This is a genomic window from Micromonospora sp. NPDC049171 (genome assembly GCF_040648275.1).
GTDB lineage: Bacteria > Actinomycetota > Actinomycetes > Mycobacteriales > Micromonosporaceae > Micromonospora.
In genome coordinates, this window is sequence record NZ_JBEZDJ010000044.1 from 30,473 (window position 1) to 47,794 (window position 17,322).

General features: G+C 70.3%; 16 protein-coding genes and 1 tRNA gene. 11 read left to right on the top strand and 6 right to left on the bottom strand.

Translation table 11 applies throughout. From position 1 onward, the window contains the following. The first annotated feature begins 201 nt into the window (after positions 1-201). Positions 202-978, top strand: a complete 777-nt coding sequence (locus tag AB0B14_RS35025) for an IucA/IucC family C-terminal-domain containing protein (protein ID WP_357526389.1) — start codon at positions 202-204, stop codon at positions 976-978. A gap of 12 nt (positions 979-990) precedes the next feature. Here the strand turns inward: AB0B14_RS35025 and AB0B14_RS35030 are convergent, their stop codons facing one another. After that, positions 991-2,826: a hypothetical protein gene (locus tag AB0B14_RS35030; RefSeq protein ID WP_357526368.1), complete on the bottom strand. Its 1,836-nt coding sequence runs from the start codon at positions 2,824-2,826 to the stop codon at positions 991-993. A 212-nt stretch (positions 2,827-3,038) separates the two neighbouring features. Here AB0B14_RS35030 and AB0B14_RS35035 point away from each other — a divergent pair, with 212 nt between their 5' ends. Further along, positions 3,039-3,749: a class I SAM-dependent methyltransferase gene (locus AB0B14_RS35035; RefSeq protein WP_357526370.1), complete on the top strand. Its 711-nt coding sequence runs from the start codon at positions 3,039-3,041 to the stop codon at positions 3,747-3,749. A 103-nt stretch (positions 3,750-3,852) separates the two neighbouring features. Here AB0B14_RS35035 and AB0B14_RS35040 read toward each other — a convergent pair whose 3' ends face one another. Further along, on the bottom strand, positions 3,853-4,395 hold the full coding sequence (locus AB0B14_RS35040) for a YbhB/YbcL family Raf kinase inhibitor-like protein (protein ID WP_357065769.1): 543 nt from the start codon (positions 4,393-4,395) through the stop codon (positions 3,853-3,855). A 136-nt stretch (positions 4,396-4,531) separates the two neighbouring features. Here AB0B14_RS35040 and AB0B14_RS35045 point away from each other — a divergent pair, with 136 nt between their 5' ends. Then, on the top strand, positions 4,532-4,684 hold the full coding sequence (locus AB0B14_RS35045) for a hypothetical protein (RefSeq protein WP_357065771.1): 153 nt from the start codon (positions 4,532-4,534) through the stop codon (positions 4,682-4,684). Positions 4,685-4,735: 51 nt separating this feature from the next. Continuing rightward, complete coding sequence (locus tag AB0B14_RS35050) at positions 4,736-5,926, top strand: low temperature requirement protein A (protein WP_357526372.1); 1,191 nt, start codon at positions 4,736-4,738, stop codon at positions 5,924-5,926. Positions 5,927-6,569: 643 nt separating this feature from the next. Here AB0B14_RS35050 and AB0B14_RS35055 read toward each other — a convergent pair. Continuing rightward, positions 6,570-7,781, bottom strand: a complete 1,212-nt coding sequence (locus tag AB0B14_RS35055; protein ID WP_357526373.1) for a helix-turn-helix transcriptional regulator — start codon at positions 7,779-7,781, stop codon at positions 6,570-6,572. 431 nt (positions 7,782-8,212) lie between these two features. Here AB0B14_RS35055 and AB0B14_RS35060 point away from each other — a divergent pair, with 431 nt between their 5' ends. Together AB0B14_RS35060 and AB0B14_RS35065 are read left to right on the top strand one after the other, a co-directional pair. Further along, positions 8,213-8,434, top strand: a complete 222-nt coding sequence (locus AB0B14_RS35060) for a hypothetical protein (protein ID WP_355004433.1) — start codon at positions 8,213-8,215, stop codon at positions 8,432-8,434. Beyond that, positions 8,431-8,751 (top strand): hypothetical protein, encoded by a 321-nt coding sequence (locus AB0B14_RS35065; protein WP_357526375.1) that lies wholly within the window; start codon positions 8,431-8,433, stop codon positions 8,749-8,751. Before AB0B14_RS35060 ends, AB0B14_RS35065 begins: the two co-directional genes overlap by 4 nt. Before the next feature lie 247 nt (positions 8,752-8,998). Here the strand turns inward: AB0B14_RS35065 and AB0B14_RS35070 are convergent. Next, a tRNA-Ser gene (locus AB0B14_RS35070) sits at positions 8,999-9,085 on the bottom strand. Positions 9,086-9,247: 162 nt separating this feature from the next. Here AB0B14_RS35070 and AB0B14_RS35075 point away from each other — a divergent pair. Then, positions 9,248-10,222, top strand: a complete 975-nt coding sequence (locus AB0B14_RS35075; protein ID WP_357526377.1) for an NAD(P)H-quinone oxidoreductase — start codon at positions 9,248-9,250, stop codon at positions 10,220-10,222. On the opposite strand, the gene soxR is transcribed toward AB0B14_RS35075, so the two are convergent. Then, positions 10,223-10,681, bottom strand: a complete 459-nt coding sequence (gene soxR, locus AB0B14_RS35080) for a redox-sensitive transcriptional activator SoxR (RefSeq protein ID WP_357065783.1) — start codon at positions 10,679-10,681, stop codon at positions 10,223-10,225. It abuts the gene before it with no gap. 47 nt (positions 10,682-10,728) lie between these two features. On the opposite strand from soxR, the gene AB0B14_RS35085 reads away from it, so the two are divergent. Together AB0B14_RS35085 and AB0B14_RS35090 are read left to right on the top strand one after the other, a co-directional pair. Continuing rightward, positions 10,729-11,424 (top strand): transketolase, encoded by a 696-nt coding sequence (locus AB0B14_RS35085; RefSeq protein ID WP_357526379.1) that lies wholly within the window; start codon positions 10,729-10,731, stop codon positions 11,422-11,424. Between the two features lie 5 nt (positions 11,425-11,429). Continuing rightward, on the top strand, positions 11,430-12,323 hold the full coding sequence (locus AB0B14_RS35090) for a transketolase (protein ID WP_357526381.1): 894 nt from the start codon (positions 11,430-11,432) through the stop codon (positions 12,321-12,323). Here the strand turns inward: AB0B14_RS35090 and AB0B14_RS35095 are convergent. Continuing rightward, positions 12,309-13,016 (bottom strand): glycosyltransferase family 2 protein, encoded by a 708-nt coding sequence (locus tag AB0B14_RS35095; RefSeq protein WP_357065789.1) that lies wholly within the window; start codon positions 13,014-13,016, stop codon positions 12,309-12,311. The genes AB0B14_RS35090 and AB0B14_RS35095 overlap by 15 nt on opposite strands. A 124-nt stretch (positions 13,017-13,140) precedes the next feature. Here AB0B14_RS35095 and AB0B14_RS35100 point away from each other — a divergent pair, with 124 nt between their 5' ends. Next, entirely contained in the window at positions 13,141-15,345 is a 2,205-nt protein-coding gene (locus AB0B14_RS35100; RefSeq protein WP_357526383.1) for a glycosyltransferase family 39 protein, read from the top strand. 179 nt (positions 15,346-15,524) lie between these two features. After that, positions 15,525-17,144, top strand: coding sequence for a ricin-type beta-trefoil lectin domain protein (locus AB0B14_RS35105; RefSeq protein ID WP_357526385.1), 1,620 nt, complete (start codon positions 15,525-15,527; stop codon positions 17,142-17,144). Positions 17,145-17,322 lie beyond the last annotated feature (178 nt).

Sequence of the window (17,322 nt, forward strand, 5' to 3'; positions counted from 1 at the left end):
TTACGAGGCCCCGGATCGCGGTACGCGGTCCGGGGCCTCCCCGTCTGCCGGAATCCGGCAGCATGTGTCGCTCGAATTACAGCCACTCGGGTATCCCGGCAAGCTTGGTTAGGCTAGCCTTAGCTCAGGACGGCACTGGCTCGTCCGCCGGGGCGTACTCCTCGGTCACGCAGACGGGGGATGACTCAGGTGACAGCGGTGATGCCGAGGCGGGGCGCCGTCGCCACGCCACTCGCCCCCGTCACCGCAGCGCTGCGGGCCATGTTCGGCACCGACGACGTTCCCGGGCTCGCCCCGGGCCTGGTCGTCGACGACGAGTTCGGCTGGGCGCCCGCCACCACCCTGCTCGACGGCAGTCGGCTGCCGGAGCTGCTGCGCGGCGCCGCCGTCCGCTGGGGTGGCACCCCGCACGCCTGCGCCGCGCTGGCCTGGAAGTCGTACAGCTACTGGACCGCGCTGCCGGTCGTGCTCGGCTGGGCCTCCGCCCGACGGGTGCCGCTGCTCGATCCGGCCGACGTGCTGATCCACTTCGAGGACCACCGGCCGTTGCTCACCATGGGCCTGCGTCGTGGCACCACAGTCGCGGTGCTGCCGAACGACCCCCTGGCGCTCGCCGGCCTGCCGGAGGTGCGGGTCGTCGCCGACGAGGCGGAGCTGCTTGGCGCACTGCGCGCCTCCCTGCTCGACGCCCACCTCGCACCGCTCATCACGGCGATCCAGTCGGAGGTCCGGGTGGGCACCCGGACGCTGCTCGGCTCGGTCGCATCCGGCATCGCGCACGGCATCCTGCGGGCCGCCGACGGTCTGCCCGGCTCGACGGTGCAGACCATCGACACCCTGCTCGGCGCGCTCGACCTGGCCGATCTGATCGAGCTGGTGCCGGGGCCGACCGGTGAGCCGACCGTGCAGCGGCGCACCTGCTGCCTCGCCTTCACCCTGCCCCGTCCGAAGGTCTGCCAGGGCTGCTGCGTCCGCTAGCCACTCGTCGGCTCAGTCGGTGAACGACCGGACGTCCCACACCCACACGCCGCCGGTGAAGCTCGGCTGGAGCCCGGTCAGCTCGGTCATCCCCCGACGCAGCGCGGCCTCGTGCTCGTGCGGCCCGAGGATGACCACACCCGCCCGCCAGAAGCGCAGGTCGTCGACCGCGCGAACCCGCCCCTGCGGGGTGATCGGCGGCACCGCCCCGGTACGCCGGATGGTGGCGAAGAAGCTGCTGGTGGGGCGGGGCGGCGCACCGAACAGCGCGACGCGCGGGGCCTCGGCGTTCGGGCGGGTGTCCGGGCCGAGGAAGTAGCCACGGGCTAGCGGCATGTCCAGCCGGGTTGCCGCGGACCACCGCAGTGGCTCCGCGTAGGTGGTGTCCGGCAGTGGCAGGGTCACCACACTGCGCCCACCCGTCACGTACGGACGCCAGGCACCACTCGTCACAAAGGTGGGGACCGGGTCGAGACGGGTCACCGGCAGCGGAGTGGGGACGATCGGCAACAGGGCCATCGTGAGCACGATGGCGGTGACGATGCGGACCTGCCCCCGGGCGGCCGGGTGCGCGTCGGCCAGTTCGCGGGCGCGTTCGGCGCCGTAGGCGAGGAGCAGCCCGATGATCGGTGTGATCGCCAACGCCCACCGCGTCGGCACCACCGAGTGCAGGATCGGCAGGTTCTCCAGTGCCGCCCAGGGGCCCGGCACGCCCGTACCCCGGTTGTCGAAGCGGACCTCCCGACCCAGCGAGAGCACCGCGAAGAGCAGCCCGAGCGCGGCGAGCGCGAGCACCACGACCGAGCGTCGCAGCCACCAGACCAGGCCGACCACCAGCACCACCAGCGCCCAGCCGAAGAAGCTGTTCTCCTCGGTCGGGTTCTTGGCCAGGCCCGCGGCGGTGCGCGGGCTGCCGGCGAGTGCCTCCCGGGAGTACGCGACGAACGACGCCAGGTCGCTGGAGTAGCCGCGGATCAGCCGGGACAACCCGGAGTACGCGTCCGGTCCGAAGAACTGCACGTAGAGGGGGTACGCCAGCAGCAGCGCGGCGACCCCGGCGGCGACGGCGAGACCGGCGAGGAAGGACCGGGCGCGGGAGCGCAGATCCGCCCGACCGACGGCGAGCACGCCGACGATCACGCCGAGCCCGATCGCGGTCATCAGCAGGATCTCCAGGTTGAGGAAGGCCTGCCAGACGATCACGAGCGCGAGCAGGATCCCGTTGCGCAGCCAGCGGCCCGGGTCGCCGAGTCGCAGGGTGCGCCAGATGATCAACGGGACGACGAACTGCGACACGATGTTCGGGTGCCCGTTGGCGTGCGACACCATGGCCGGCGCGAACGCGCAGAAGCCGGCGCCCAGCCACGCCGGCCCCCGGCTGCCGATCAGCACCCGGGAGAGCAGGAAATACCAGGCGGTGGCGGTGGCAATCATGCCGAGGGTGAGAAAGACCAGGAATGCCACACGTGGCCCCAGGAGCAGGGTGACCGGCGCCAGTGGCAGCGAAATGGATAATACGGACGTATTGGCCATCAGATTGACGCCGTCCGGGACGTTCATCTGATTGGAATGAAACGGGTACGCGAAGTGCGTCACGACTCGCGCACCGTGCGCCATCATCCATTCGAACTGCGACTGGTCGGACCGGTTGTCCCGCACGCCGCTGCCCGGCTCCAACCAGAGCCGAGCGGTCACCCACAGGCCGAGAAGCGCGAAGCTCAGCACGGCGAACAGGTCCGTCCGCCTGCCCCCACGGGAAGGCCGGGCACGACCAGGGCTCCCCCGCGCCGACGACGCGGCGGCCGGCCCGTCGCTGCCGCTGGGCGAGGCCGACTCAGGAGTAGTCATGACAATTCACAGGGTAGTCAGGGCCTGACGCTGCCGTGACATGTTTCCGGGTACTGCCGTACTATGTGCCGGGTTCGCCGACCGCCGATCACGAGCCCACCCCCGACCATAATTCGGCCACCCCCGATGCCCCGATTCTTCTGCCGTCCCAGCGGATGATTCACTCTGTCGGTCCAGGCACGGGTCGAGTTCATATCGTGAGGAATCGACGCATGGCAGAAATCACTGGGGATCAGCGCGTTCAGTCCGAGGTGTTGGAAGGCCTCGCGACGGCTGTCAACCACCGGCGCTGGTTCATCGAGCTGGCCGTGCCGTACCTCGGCGACGACCCGATCGAGATCGGCAGCGGCCTCGGTGACTACGCGCTGGAGTGGTCCGAGCTGCTGCCCCGGTTCACCGCCACCGAGGCCGACCCGGACCGGCTGGTGCAGCTCAAGGAGCGCCTCGCCGACCGACCCAACATCGACGTCCGGCAGATGCTGCTGCCGCAGAGCGACCGGGGCAACTACAGTGCCGCGGTCTCGTACAACGTCCTGGAGCACATCGAGGACCACGTGGGTGCGCTGAGCAGCATGCGCGACCTGGTCCGACCCGGCGGTGCCGTGATCATCATCGTGCCGGCCTTCCAGTTCGCGATGAGCCCGGCCGACGTCGCCACCGGGCACGTCCGCCGCTACACGAAGAAGACCCTCCACGCGGCGATGACCGAGGCCGGCCTGACCGTCGAGAAGATCCACTACGCCAACGCGCTGGGCCTGATCGGCTACTTCATGGCCACCAAGGTCTTCCGGCTGATGCCGAAGGAGGGCCCGATGGTCAAGGTGTACGACACAGTCGTCCTGCCCGCCACCAAGGCCGCCGAGCAACTGGTACGCCCCCCGTTCGGCCAGTCCGTCTTCGCGGTAGCCCGAGTACCGTCCTAGACCCCCACGCGCCCCGCCCCCGCGATCTTGCACTTCCGGTCGCCCAAACGTTCCTTTACGCGGAGATCGTCGGGGCTGAAAGTGCAAGATCGCGGGGTACGGGTCACTCCTTGATCTGGTAAGTCGGGCGGATCACCGCTCGGGCCAGGGTGTGGAACGTGAGGTTGAAGCCCACGTAGGCGGGGCTTGCGTCCGGGGTCAGGTCCAGGCGGTCGACGTCTACCGCGTGCACCGCGAAGACGTACCGGTGCGGGCGGTCGCCGGGGGGTGGGGCCGCACCGCCGTAGCCCTGGTCGCCGTAGTCGTTGCGGACCGCGAACGCCCCGCCGAGGTCGGTGCCGGCCGCGCCACCGGCGCCGCTGGGCAACTGCGTGACCTCGACCGGCACGTTCACGAGCACCCAGTGCCAGAAACCGCTGCCGGTCGGCGCGTCGGGGTCGTAGCAGGTCACCGCGAAGCTCTTCGTCTCGGCGGGGAAATCCGACCAGGTGAGCTGCGGCGAGACGTTGTCACCCCCGGTGCTGCCATGCGCGTGCCGGGCGTCCATCGGCTCACCGTTCTGCACGTCGTCACTCGTCAGCGTGAACGAGGGCAGCGTCGGCAGCAGCTCGTACGGGTCCGGGGCGATCGGTCGTTCCAGGGTCATCGGGACGCGTCCTTCCGGTGTGCGGAGCTTTCCGCCTCTTCTTACCCCGTCGAGGGGCCGCCGACGACCGGTTGGGCGCTGCCGGGGAACGCCGCGCGGATACGATCATCGCCGCAACAGTCCACGGGGGAAATTCTTGAGCATCTGGCGTGACTTCCTGATCGCCGTCGTCACCGCGCTGCGCAAGCCGGACGAGCAGTCGCTCGCCCGAGAACGGCGACGTGCGGTCGAGCGGCTGGCCGACGAGACGATCCGCGAGGAGCGGCGGGCCGCGAACCCGCCAGAGTGACCGGGACGCGAGGCGGCGAGCCGCTTCGGGACGAACAGTCAAGATGACCCGATGGGGTGGATCTCCTGGCCGCGGCCGGTAGTCACGGCGGAGAAACACCGACCGACGCTGTTCGAGGTCTTCTTCGACCTGGTGCTGGTCTTCGGGCTCATCCGGGTCACCACGTTCATGAGCGAGCGGCCCTCGTCGGAGACCCTGACGCAGGGGCTCCTCGTCCTCGTGCTGCTGTGGAACTCCTGGTTGGTCTACGCCTGGTTGGGCAACTACGTCCGGCTCGACGTCGGGCTCACCCGGGCCGGCGTCACCGTGGCGATGGCCGCTGTCTTCCTCATCGCGCTTGTCATCCCCGAGGCCTGGCAGACCGGCCCGCATACGACGAAACCACGTCTGATCCTGGTGCTGGCGTACGTCGTGGTGCGAGTGATCGACTCCGCCCTCTTCCACTGGGCGGCGGCGGACGACCCCCGACTGAGCCGCACCGTTCGTCTCTACGCCCTCACCACCGCGCTGTCCTGGCTACCGCTCGTCCTCGGGGCCGTGCTCGGCGGCACCGCGCAACTCCTGCTCTGGGCGGCGGCACTCATCGTCGACATGAGCGGTGGGGTGCTCGCCCTGCTGGTGAGCGGGTGGCCGGTACGCAGCCCCGGTCACTTCGTGGAGCGGCACGGCCTCGTGGTGATCATCGCGCTCGGTGAGTCCCTGATCTCGGTCGGTGCCGGGATCGGCACTCGGATGATCCGCACGCCGACCCTGGTGGCGGCGCTGCTCACCCTCGTCCTCACGATCTGCCTGTACTGGCTGTACTCCGCGAACACGGCGCACGCCGAACGAGCGTTGACGATGGCGCCCGGGCTGCGACGGGGCTTCGTGGCCGGCAACGCCTACAGCGTCGCCCACCTCCCGCTGCTCGCCGGGACGATCTACGTGGCGCTGGGAGTCGAGGAGGTGCTCGCCGCCCTGACGCACGAGAAATCCCACGCCACCCTGAACTGGGCCCCGACCATCGCGCTGTTCGGCGGGGCCGCCCTGTACCTCGTGGGCAGGGCGATCTTCCTGGGTCTCAGCGGCCAGTCGGTGCGGCTGGAGCAGTATGTCGCGCCCGGTCTGGCGCTGCTGTTGCTGCCCGTCGGTCGATACCTGCCCGGTCTGGCCGCACTCGGCCTGCTCACCGCGTTCCTCGTCGCCCTCCTCAGCTACGAGGCGTGGACCAGGCGATCCGCGACGAACGGCGGGGCACAGTGAGCGGGCTGCTCAACACGCCCACCGAACAAAGCGCTCGAACAGTTCAGCCGCCGGGATGGCGGGCATTTCAGTCATCGCCACCACGTGCAAACTGCCCAGGTACATCGACAGACCGACCCGATCACCGCCATACGCCTCGGACAGCCGTACTCGGGCTGGCGCGCAGGGCCACGGGGTGTCCTGCTCGCAGGTACGGCAGGTCCACTCGGGCCGGCGCGGAATGTGTTGGTCGGCGAGGCGGCTCGCCAGAACAGCGGCAGCCCGTTGCCCCTGTACCGATCGGGCATCCGTGGCCGCTCTGACAGTGGTGGGGACCTCGCCCATCATCGGCCAGCCCCGCCGTCGCGTTTGCCGGCGGAGTGACGCCGAGCCTGAGCCAACAAGCGTTCCCGCGCAGCTTCCTGCTCCGCGCGTTGAATCGCCGGGCCGGTGGCACCGAGCGGTACAGAAGCCGCCAGTCGTCTGGCGTGCCGACGGAGCAGGTTGAACGGCCACATCATTGCGGTGCCCTCCCGTCTCAGAAGTGGCGGGCATCGCCCCAACTCGGAGCTAATGCCGCACACCCACTGCAATCGCGAGAACACGTTATGCAGCGACGAAGGGCGTGAAGGGTACGCGGTGTACCCGGCGACAGGAGGTACCCCTACAACTCCGGCACCGCGATCCTGCTCTCCAACTGGATCGCCTCGTCGCGGATGGCGGCCGGCGCCTCCCTGGCCAGCCGGCCCGCCAACTCCTGTGCCGCTGGTGAGTAACGGACTGTCTCGGGAGAGGTGGACTCCGCGAGGCTCAACAGGTGAAGCGTCGCCTCTCGTGCCCCTTCCAGGTCGGCGGAGCGCGCCAACTCCACGTAGTGCCGGCCGCGCCGTTCAGTCGACGGAATCGATGCCGGGTCGAGCGAGTGCGCCCGCCGTTGCGCCTCGTCAGGATCACCCAGGTCGACCGCGCACATCACGGCGTACACGTCGACCAACGGCCGCGACACCCGGGTGCGAAGGCCAACGAAACCGGTCGGCAGGGCCTGCTCGACCACCCGACGAGCGGCATCCCAGTCGGACCAGGCGCCCTGGTCACCGGCACGAGCCCGCGTCAACGCCGTACAGAGATGCAGGTCGGCCAACATCTCGGCCCACTCGCTGCCACCATCGGCAACTCGGGGCTCGATCAGGCCGCGAGCCTCCCGCAAACGCTCCAACGCCTCGTCACCCCGGCCGACGGCGCGCAACAGGTGCGCCGCGTACCAGGTGGACTGGGCAATGGCCAGGGGGTCATCAGCATCGAGGGCCGCAGCCATACCGCGGTCGACGGTGAGCCAACACAGCTCGCGATCACCGTGCCAGGCAAGGTAAGCCTGCGCGAGGTGATGCGCCTGGGCGAGCAGAGCGAGACTGTCACGCCGATCGTCGCCGGTGTGCAGCCGCGCCGCTCGCTGAGTTGCTCCGAGCAGCCCGGGAAGGACCACGCTCACCTCTGTGCGCTGATGCCGAGAGGTGTGCCAGGTCTGCCACGCGGAGTCGACAGCGCCGCGCAGATAGTCGGGGGACTCCGGCTCACCAGAGACAGAAATGTGCCAGGCGGTCAACGCCCGACGGACATCGCCGATCGCGGGGTGGCTGGGTCGGCCATCCAGAGACAGGGTCACCTGCGGCCCGAACAGATCACCAAGGTCACGAACGCCGAGGTGCGGGGCGATCTGCTGGGCGGCCCGCAAGGTCAGGCTCCGACGCCCGTTCTCCACGAATTTGATCGTGGTCGGCGACAGTCCGGCAAGGCCGGCAAGCTGCTCGCGGGAGAGGCCGGCGGCTCGACGAAGCCGCTCGACGCGCTGGCCGGGGGTGGGTTGCTGATCCGCCATGAGGCACCTCGCCGCATTGGGTACATCGAGTACCCCTGACCGTACGCCGCGATGAGGTGCCCGTCGATGCCTACTCGCTGCGGCAGTTGATCGACTCGCATTCACTGGTGTCGGGTATTCCTGACACCGAACACCCCGGCTTCCGGGAAGCCGAGTGGATCAAGCTCGGCATTCGGGTTGGCGGAGGGTGTGGGAAGTAACCGCCACCACCGACACACGGAAGCGCCCCCGGTCATACCGGCCGGGGCGCTTCGCGTTATGCCTACGAACTCCTGGACTGTCGCATTGACGACCCGAGTAGGGCGTTTCGCCGCAGGTGTCTCATACCGTGCTCAGTCTCGGTCTTATCCCGTTCAAGTGGCTGTGACCGAGCGCGCCTGTTAGTCGATCTTCTGGGTATGTAACCTCAAGAGGCAAGGAGCGTTTACCAAGTGTCACGCCCCAAGCACAGGTACAAAGAACTTGAGGACGTTCTCCAGGACGCCGAGCGCAAGGACTGGAGGATCACCGGCGGTGGGAAGAGCTACTTCAAGATGTACTGCCCCTGTCCGGAGAAGCACTGGAAGACCGTGAAGTGCACCCCCTCGGGGGCGAACTACTTGAGAGACCTGATCGGGCAGCTCAAGCGGGCTACATGCTGGGAGAAAGGTTGATCATGCGGCAGCATCGCATCGCGATCCAGATGACGCTCGAAAGCGACCCTCACGGAACTGACGCCCAGTACGAAGACTTCCTCGACGCCGTCCAGGAGCACCTGGACGAGCTGGAGCACGAGGTGCAAATGGCCGCGAGTCTCGCTGACCGCACGGTCGAGTTCGCCACGAGCATCAAGGCCCCTGACTTCGAGAGCGCCGCCAACGCCCTGCTGGTCCAGATCCGCACAGCCCTACACGCGGCCGAGTGCCACACTGACGACTGGCCGCAGTACGTAGCGACCGACCGCAACCTGCGGGAGCTGCAAGAGGCATGATCTAACGCCCTACTATGCGCCCTCGGCTGTGATGGCTGGGGGCGCTCGTCGTCTACCGACACATCGGGTGGTGCTTCGGCCGTCCCCCGCTGAGGCCAACGCACACGATGAGCAGACCCAGCCCATCGCCACACTTCGATCCATCAGCGGCAACGGCGGCGCGGAGTACCCCCACCAGCCCCCCAGCAGCATTCAGCCCTCGTCGGGAAACGGGGGCTGAGCTGCGTCTACGTAGATCACCAGCAGGCGGAGGGTGTGGGATTCGAACCCACGAAGACATCGCTGCCTTACCGGTTTTCAAGACCAGCGCCATCGGCCACTAGGCGAACCCTCCTGAGCCGCCACCCGCGGGCGTACGGCCACGCACAGTCTGCCACGACTCCCTCCGGTCGGCCCGGCGTCCCTCCCCGAACGCGACGACCAGGCCATCTCGGCCGTCCACAGTGGGCTGAAGGGTGCGCCTGCGGCACCCGACGAGATCGGGAAGACTGGGCCCATGCGAGCCATCACCATTCCGCAGCCCGGTGGACCCGACGCGCTGGTCTGGGCCGAGGTGCCCGACCCGGAGCCGGGCCCCGACGAGGTGATCGTGGATGTGCGGGCCAGCGGGGTCAACCGCGCTGACCTGCTGCAACGGCAGGGGCACTACCCGCCACCGCCGGGTGCGTCCGCGTACCCCGGGTTGGAATGCTCCGGGGTGGTCACCGAGGTGGGGTCGGAGGTCGCCGGGTGGGCGGTCGGGCAGCAGGTGTGCGCGCTGCTGGCCGGTGGGGGGTACGCCGAGCGGGTCGCAGTTCCCGCCGGGCAGTTGTTGCCGGTGCCGGCCTGCGACCCGGTGGACGCCGGGGCGCTGCCGGAGGTGGCCTGCACGGTCTGGTCGAACCTGATCCAGGTGGGTCGGCTCGGCGCGGGTGACACGCTGCTGGTGCACGGCGGGGGCAGCGGGATCGGCACGTTCGCGGTCCAGTTCGGGGCGGCTCTCGGCGCGACGGTCCTGACCACCGCGCGGGAGCCCAAGCACGCCCGGCTGCGGGAGTTGGGCGCGGCCCACACGATCGACTATCGGGAGCAGGACTTCGTCGAGGAGGTCCGGCGGGTCACCGACGGTCGGGGTGCGGATGTCGTCCTGGACATCATGGGTGCGTCCTACCTGGGCCGGAACGTTTCCGCGCTGGCCACCGGCGGCCGGCTGGTGGTGATCGGGATGCAGGGTGGGCGCAAGGCCGAGTTGGATCTCGGCGCGCTGCTGACGAAGCGGGCCAGCGTCGCGGCGACGTCACTGCGCTCCCGACCGCTCGCCGAGAAGGCGGAGATCGTCCAGGGCGTACGGGACGAGGTGTGGCCGTTGATCGAGGCCGGCACGGTCCGACCGATCGTGGACCGGCGGGTGCCGATGAGCGAGGCGCCGACGGCCCACCGGCTCGTCGAGTCGAACGACCACTTCGGCAAGGTGCTGCTCACCCGCGGGTGATCAGACGAGCGTGTCGTCCGCCGGGCGGGGCAGCATCAGACGGGCGCCCGGCCCCTCGCCGGCCAGCGCGTCACCCGGGTTGTTGAGTGTGCAGCGTTGCAGGGACAGGCAGCCGCAGCCGATGCAGCCGTCCAGGTCGTCGCGGAGGTTGGTGAGCAGCCGGATCTTCTCGTCCAACCGGCCGCGCCAGCTCGCGGAGAGCCGCGCCCAGTCCTGCGGGCTGGGCGTGCGGGCCTCGGGCAGCGACTCCAACGCCGCCCGGATCTCGTCGAGCGAGACGCCGACCTGTTGGGAGATCCGGATGAAGGCGACCCGGCGCAACTCGGCGCGGGCGTACCTGCGCTGGTTGCCGCCGGTACGGTCGGCGCGGATGAGCCCGAGTCGCTCGTAGTAGCGCAGCGCCGACGGCGCCACACCGGAGCGGGCGGACAACTCGCCGATGGTCAGTAGATCCTGCATCACCAGGCCCTTGAGTTGAAGTCCACTTCAAGTCACACAGTAGTGGCATGACCACCACACTGACCACCGACACCGGCGCCCGGCTTCCCGGGCTGATCCGACGACTGACCGGCGACGAGAAGCACGCGCCCAGCGCGCACTCCACCATCGACGTGCTCCAGGTGCTCTACGACCGGGTGCTGCGGGTCACCCCCGACACCGCCGACGACCCGGAGCGGGACCGGTTCCTGCTCTCCAAGGGGCACGGGCCGGCGGCCTACTACGCGGTGCTCGCCGCGCACGGCTTCATCCCGGACGCCTGGCTCGACGACCTGGCCGGGCCGGACAGCCGGCTCGGCCACCACCCGGACCGGGTGCTGGTGCCCGGCGTCGAGATCGGCTCCGGCTCACTCGGTCACGGGCTCGGGCTGGCCGTCGGCACCGCCCTCGGCCTGCGAGCCCAGGGGCTGCTCACCCCCCGGGTGTACGTGCTGCTCGGCGACGCCGAACTCGACGAGGGCGCCAACCACGAGGCGATCGCGTACGCGGGGGCGACCGGCCTGGACAGCCTCACCGCGATCGTGGTGGACAACTCGTCCGCCACCCATGGTTGGGCCGGCGGGATCGCCAGCCGGTTCACCGTCAACGGCTGGACCGCCGACACCGTCGACGGCCGGGACCACACCGCCCTGTACGCGGCGCTGACCGGGCACCGGCCACGACTGCCGCACCTGGTGGTCGCCCGGGTCGAGAGCAGGGGATGACAGTCATGCGTAACGCCTTCATCGACACCACCGCCGCCCTTCTCGACGAGGACCCGCGTACCGCACTCGTGGTGGCCGACATCTCGGCCAGCCAGTTCGCGCCGGCCGGTCACCGGCACCCGGACCGGGTGCTCAACGTCGGCATCCGGGAACAACTGATGATCGGTGTGGCCGGTGGGCTCGCCCTGACCGGGCTCCGCCCGATCGTGCACTCGTACGCGACGTTCCTGGTGGATCGGGCGTACGAGCAGATCAAGCTGGATCTGGACCACCAGGGCATGGGCGCCGTACTGGTCAGCATCGGCGCGTCGTACGACGGGTCGGCGGAGGGCCGGACCCACCAGTCGCCCGGGGACGTGGCGCTCTTCGACTCGCTCGGCGACGGCTGGAGGGTGCGGGTGCCCGGCCACCCGGACGAGGTCGCCCCGCTGCTCCGGCACGCGGCGACCGGTGACGACCCGATCTACCTGCGGCTCAGTGAGCAGCGCAACGCCGAGGCGTACCCGGATGCGGACCGGCTGCGGGTGCTGCGGCGGGGCGGGCCGGGCGCGCCGCTGGTGGTGGCCGTCGGGCCGATGCTCGATGCCACGTTGGCGGCGACCGAGGCGATGGACGTGACAGTCGCGTACACCCACACGCCCCGGCCGCTCGACACCCTCGGGCTACGGGCGCTCGCCGGGACCGAGGTGGTGCTCGTCGAGCCGTACCTGGCGGGCACGTCGAGCGCCCTCGTCAGCCGGGCGATGGCGGACGTGCCGCATCGGCTGCTCGCGCTCGGGGTGGGTCGGACCGACCTGCGACGCTACGGAAGCCCGGCCGACCACACCCGGTGGCACGGCCTGGACGCCGCCGGTCTGCGGCGGTCGATCAGCGCGTTCCTGGGCTCAACGCGCGGCTGACTTGGCGGGACGGCGGCGTGCGCGCTCGCGGCCGAGGATCCAGATCGCCTCGACGCCGTCCTTCCAGGTGATCTTCTTGCCCTCTTCCCGGCCACGTGCCCGGTAGCTGATCGGCACCTCGTACGGGCGGATCCGTTGACGCAGCAGCTTGCCGGTCACCTCGGCCTCCATGCCGAAGCCGCGCGAGCGCACGTCGAGCGACCGGTAGAGCGCCACCGGCATCAGCTTGAAGCAGGTCTCCAGATCACCGATGTACGAGTTGAACAGCACGTTGGCCGCCATCGTGACGCCCTTGTTGCCCATCACGTACCAGAAGCTGTAGGCGCTGTGGCTGCCGAAGGTGCGGTTGCCGTAGACGACTGTGGCGCGCCCGTCGAGCACCGGGTCGAGCAGCTTGGGGATGTCCTGCGGGTCGTACTCCAGGTCGGCGTCGAGGATGACCATGTAGTCGCCCTCGGCGCTGTCGACGGCCGTCTTGATGGCGGCACCCTTACCGGCGTTGCGCTGGTGGGTGATGACCCGCAGGCGTGCGTCGTCGGCGCGACCGAGGACCTCGCCGGTGCCGTCCCGGCTCCCGTCGTCGACGACGACCAGCTCGATCTCGCACGGGTAGTCCACCGCCAATGCCTGCTTGAGGGCATCCGCGATGCGTTCTTCCTCGTTGAAGACCGGCATGAGGATCGAGAGCTTCACGGGAATCTCCACGGTGGCGACGACACGTCGGGCATAGCCTAGCCCGGCTGGTCAGCGCGACGGTGGCCGCCACCGCCGGGCAGTCGACGTGGCAGTCCCAGACCGATGGTGTTTACTTCCCGCCATGTCGGCTGCCGGCTCCCTGCTCGCGGTGGTGCCTGCCGCCGCGGTGCTCCTGCTCACCGTCGTGACGAGGCCGCGCGGGGCCGCCGGGGTGGCACCGCTGCGGCTCGCCGTGGTGCGCGCCGCCCTGCTCAGCGGGGCGTACGCGGTGCTCGTCGTCGAGGTGCTCGGCGCGTCGCACGCGCTGACCCGGCCGGCGTTCGTCGCCGCCTGGCTGCTCTTCCTGTGCGCCTGCGCGGCGGCGGCTCGGGTGCGTTGGCGTCGGGACGCCACCGCCGCGCGGCAGCCCGCCGCGACACCCCGACGGGTGCCGGTCGGCGCGGCGGTGGCCGCCGGCGTCGGTCCGGAGCTGCCCGCGCCGAGCATCGACGAGGGCCCAGCCGGGCGGGGGGACCGGCCGGTCGGTCGGTCCCGCGGCGGCCTGCTCGCCAGGGCACTGGACAGGTGGCGTACGGCGGGGCGGGGCGAGCGCCTGCTCGCCGGCACGGTCGGCGGGCTGGTCCTGGTGGAGTTGCTCGTCGCGCTGCTGGCCGAGCCGAACAACTTCGACTCGCAGACGTACCACCTGCCGAAGGTGGAGCACTGGGTGGCCCAGGGCGACCTGGACTTCTGGCCCACCGCCATCCACCGGCAGGTGACCATCCCGCCCGGAGCCGAGTACCTGCTGCTGCACCTGCGCCTGCTGACCGGCGGGGACCACCTGCACAACCTGGTGCAGTGGGCCGCCGGGGTGCTCTGCCTGCTGGTGGCCGCACGGATCACCGCGCAACTCGGCGGCGGCCGGCGGGCTCAGTTGTTGACCGCGTTCGTGCTGGCCACCACGCCGATGGTGGTGCTCCAGGCGACAAGCACGCAAACCGACCTGGTCTGCGCGGCCTGGGTGGCCTGCGCGGCGACGCTGGTGCTGGACGGGCTGCGTCGGCGGACCGGCTGGGGCACCCTGCTCGGGCTGGGGGCGGCCACCGGGCTGACCGCGGTGACGAAGACCAGTGGCCTGATCGCGGTGGGTCCACTGCTCGTGCTCTGGGGGTTGGCGCAGCTCCGACTGGCCCTGGCCAGCCGGGCACCGGCTGCCGAGGGGTCGACTGCCCGCCCGGTCGCCGGCGCGGCGCGCGTCATCGGTGGTTCGGTGCTGATCCTGCTGGTCGCGGCCGTGGTGGTCGGCCCGTTCCTGGCCCGGGTCACTGCCGAGTTCGGGCATCCGCTGGGCCCGCCCCGGCTGCGGGAGTCGATCCCGATGGAACGGCACGACCCGCCGTCGATCCTGGTCAACGCGCTGCGGATCGGGCACACCGCGTTCGACACGCCGCTGGCGCCGCTGCGTAATGTCGGCGGGAAGGCGATCATCGGCGGCGCGGACGCGATCGGGGTCGACCCCCAGGACCGGGCGATCACGTTCGGCCGGGAGATCTTCCCGGAACCCGCCTGGTACCCGGACGAGGACCGGGTGGCGTTCCCGATCGCCGGGGCGCTGGCGTTGATCGGCGCGGTGGTCGCGCTGGCCCGACCGCGCCGGATCGACAGCGGGCAGGTCGGGCCGCTGCGGGCGTACGCGGTGGTGGTGCTCGCGACAGTCCTGCTGCACACCGCGATGATCAAGTGGCAGCCGTGGGGCAACCGACTACTTCTCTACGCCCTGGTGCTGGCCGTGCCGCTCGCCGGGCTGTGGCTGGACGCGCTCCTGCGGCGCCGCGCCAGCGCCGCCCGGAACGCGACGAACACGGCCGGCCCGGGTGGGCGGCGACGGTCGCTGGCCACCCTGACGGTGGTCGTCGTGTTGGTCACCTCGGCGCTGGCCGGGATGCTCGCACTGTCGTACGGCTTCCCGCGCCGACTCGTCGGCTCCGGCTCGGTCTTCACCACCTCGGACTGGGACACCCGGTTCCTGCGCCGCCCGCAGTGGGCCGACGAGTTCCGCTGGGCTGCCGGGGCGGTCCGCGACAGCGGCGCGCGGCGGATCGGGCTGGTGGAGCAGAACGACAACTGGGAGTACCCGTGGTGGCTGCTGCTGCGCCAGCCGGACGGCCGCTCGCCGGAGCTGGTGTCGTTGCAGTCGGTGCTGCCGGAACGGCTGCCGGCCGACCCCACCTCGGTGGACGCGATCGTCTGCACCGGCGCCAAGGCGGCCTGCGCGAAGCTCGTTCCGGCCGGCTGGCGGTTGGAGTTCCGCGACTACGTGGGCTACGCGTTGCCACCCGGCCGCTGATCCGGCCGGACACTCGGACCGGACCCGCACCGCCAGGCGGCCGGCGCCCGGATCGTCCGATCCGGGCGGTTCGGCAGCCCGCGCGCAAGGATCCGAGACGCATTCACATCGGTTGATCCGCACGTTACCGTCTGGTAACTCAGTCGACGTCCCGCGACTGAGCCGAAAGGAGTGCGTCGATGCCTGCAATCCCCGCCAGGCCCGAACGCGCGACCCGACGACGGGCCAGCACCGTGGTCGTCGCCGTCGCCGCTCTCGTGCTACCGATGCTCGCCGGACCTGCCGCCCCCGCCGCCGCCGACCGACCGGCCGCCGCCGCCGACCGACCGGCCGTCCAACCACTCCCCGCCAACCTCGAGGCCGTCCGCGCCGCCGAGGCCACCGCCCTCTACGGCAGCCCGGCGATCCGCCCGATCGAGCAACGCCGCACCGCGCTGGTCACCATGGGCGACAGCGAGATCTCCGGCGAAGGCGTCGGCAACTACGTCCCCGGCACCCACCAGGACGGCAACTGGTGTGACCGCTCGTACGACCAGGCGGTCTTCCGCACCGGCATCCCGTCCGACACGCAGTACAACATCGCCTGTTCCGGTGCCACCCCGTGGAACCTCATCGCCGGCGGCCCCACCCAGCACAACGAGCTGAACCAGGGCGACTACCTGGGCATCAAGGCGCGCAACACGCACGTGAAGCTGATCTGGGTGGTGGTCGGCGCGAACGGTGACGGCACCATCCAGTTCGGCCCGGTCGCCACCGACTGCGCCATCCGTCGGGTGTTCTTCCAGGGCGCCTGCTATCCCACCTACACCGACCAGTGGACGATCCGCACCGACGGCAGTCGGCAGGCCGTGACCGACGCGCTCACCGACATCCGGCAGACCATGACCAACGCCGGCTACCTACGCTCGGACTACGAGTTGGTGCTCATGTCGTACCCGAGCCCGGGTAGCCCGGACGTGGAGGACAACCCGAACTTCCCCGGCTGGTACTCCGGTGGTTGTCTGCTCTACCTGGCCGACGCGGCGTTCGCCCGCAACAAGGCCGTGCCGCTGTTCGAGTCGGCGCTGCGCGCCGCCGCCACCGCGACCGGCACCCGCTACCTGGACGCCAGCCGACTCTTCCACGGGCACGAGGTGTGCACCGACAACACCTCGGTCCGCGGCCTGTTCATCGAGGTCGGGATCTGGAACGAGAACGCCGCCCGCCAGTCGTTCCACCCGAACGCCCGGGGGCACGGCATGTTCGCCCAGTGCATCACCCAGTTCTGGAACTCCGGCCAGGAGCGGGCCAGTTGCGTCGACCCGGCCAGCACCGGCGGCAGCGTGCTCTACCCGGGCCTGCTGGAGTTCAAGCAACTGCGCAACCTGGCCACCGGCACCTGCGTCGACGGCCGGGGCTACGACTCCCGCAACGGCACAGTCCAGCAGCCGCACTCCTGCCACGGTGGGCGTAACCAGGGCTTCTGGTACGACTCGACCCGGCGGTCGCTGCACTCGGAGCTGTCCCACGACCGCTGCCTGGACGTGTCGAACAGCTCGATGACCGCCGGCACCGCGATCAACATCTACGACTGCAACGGCACCGGCGCCCAGCAGTTCGTGTTCGTCGGCAACCAGCTCCGGCCGGCGGCGGCGAGCAACCTCTGCGTGGCGTTCGACAACCCGTTGCTGGGCAGCTCCCGCCTGCGGTTGGCCACCTGCGGAAGCAGTACCCGACAGCAGTGGTCGTACGAGGCCCGTACCGCCGCCAACCCGGTCGGCTACGGGCACGACGACTTCATCGGCTCCCGCGTCTACTGACGAAGGAGGGGCCCTGGCGTCGGCCAGGGCCCCTCGGGCCTGTTTCATAAGGACTGGCCGGCCTGCGGCGGGCCCGGACGACGACCGGCGGCGTTGCGGTTTCGTCCGGATACGACACCGGTATCCGGACGAAACCGCGCCTTGCCGGATCGCCGCCCGGACTCCGCCTCGGCTCGAC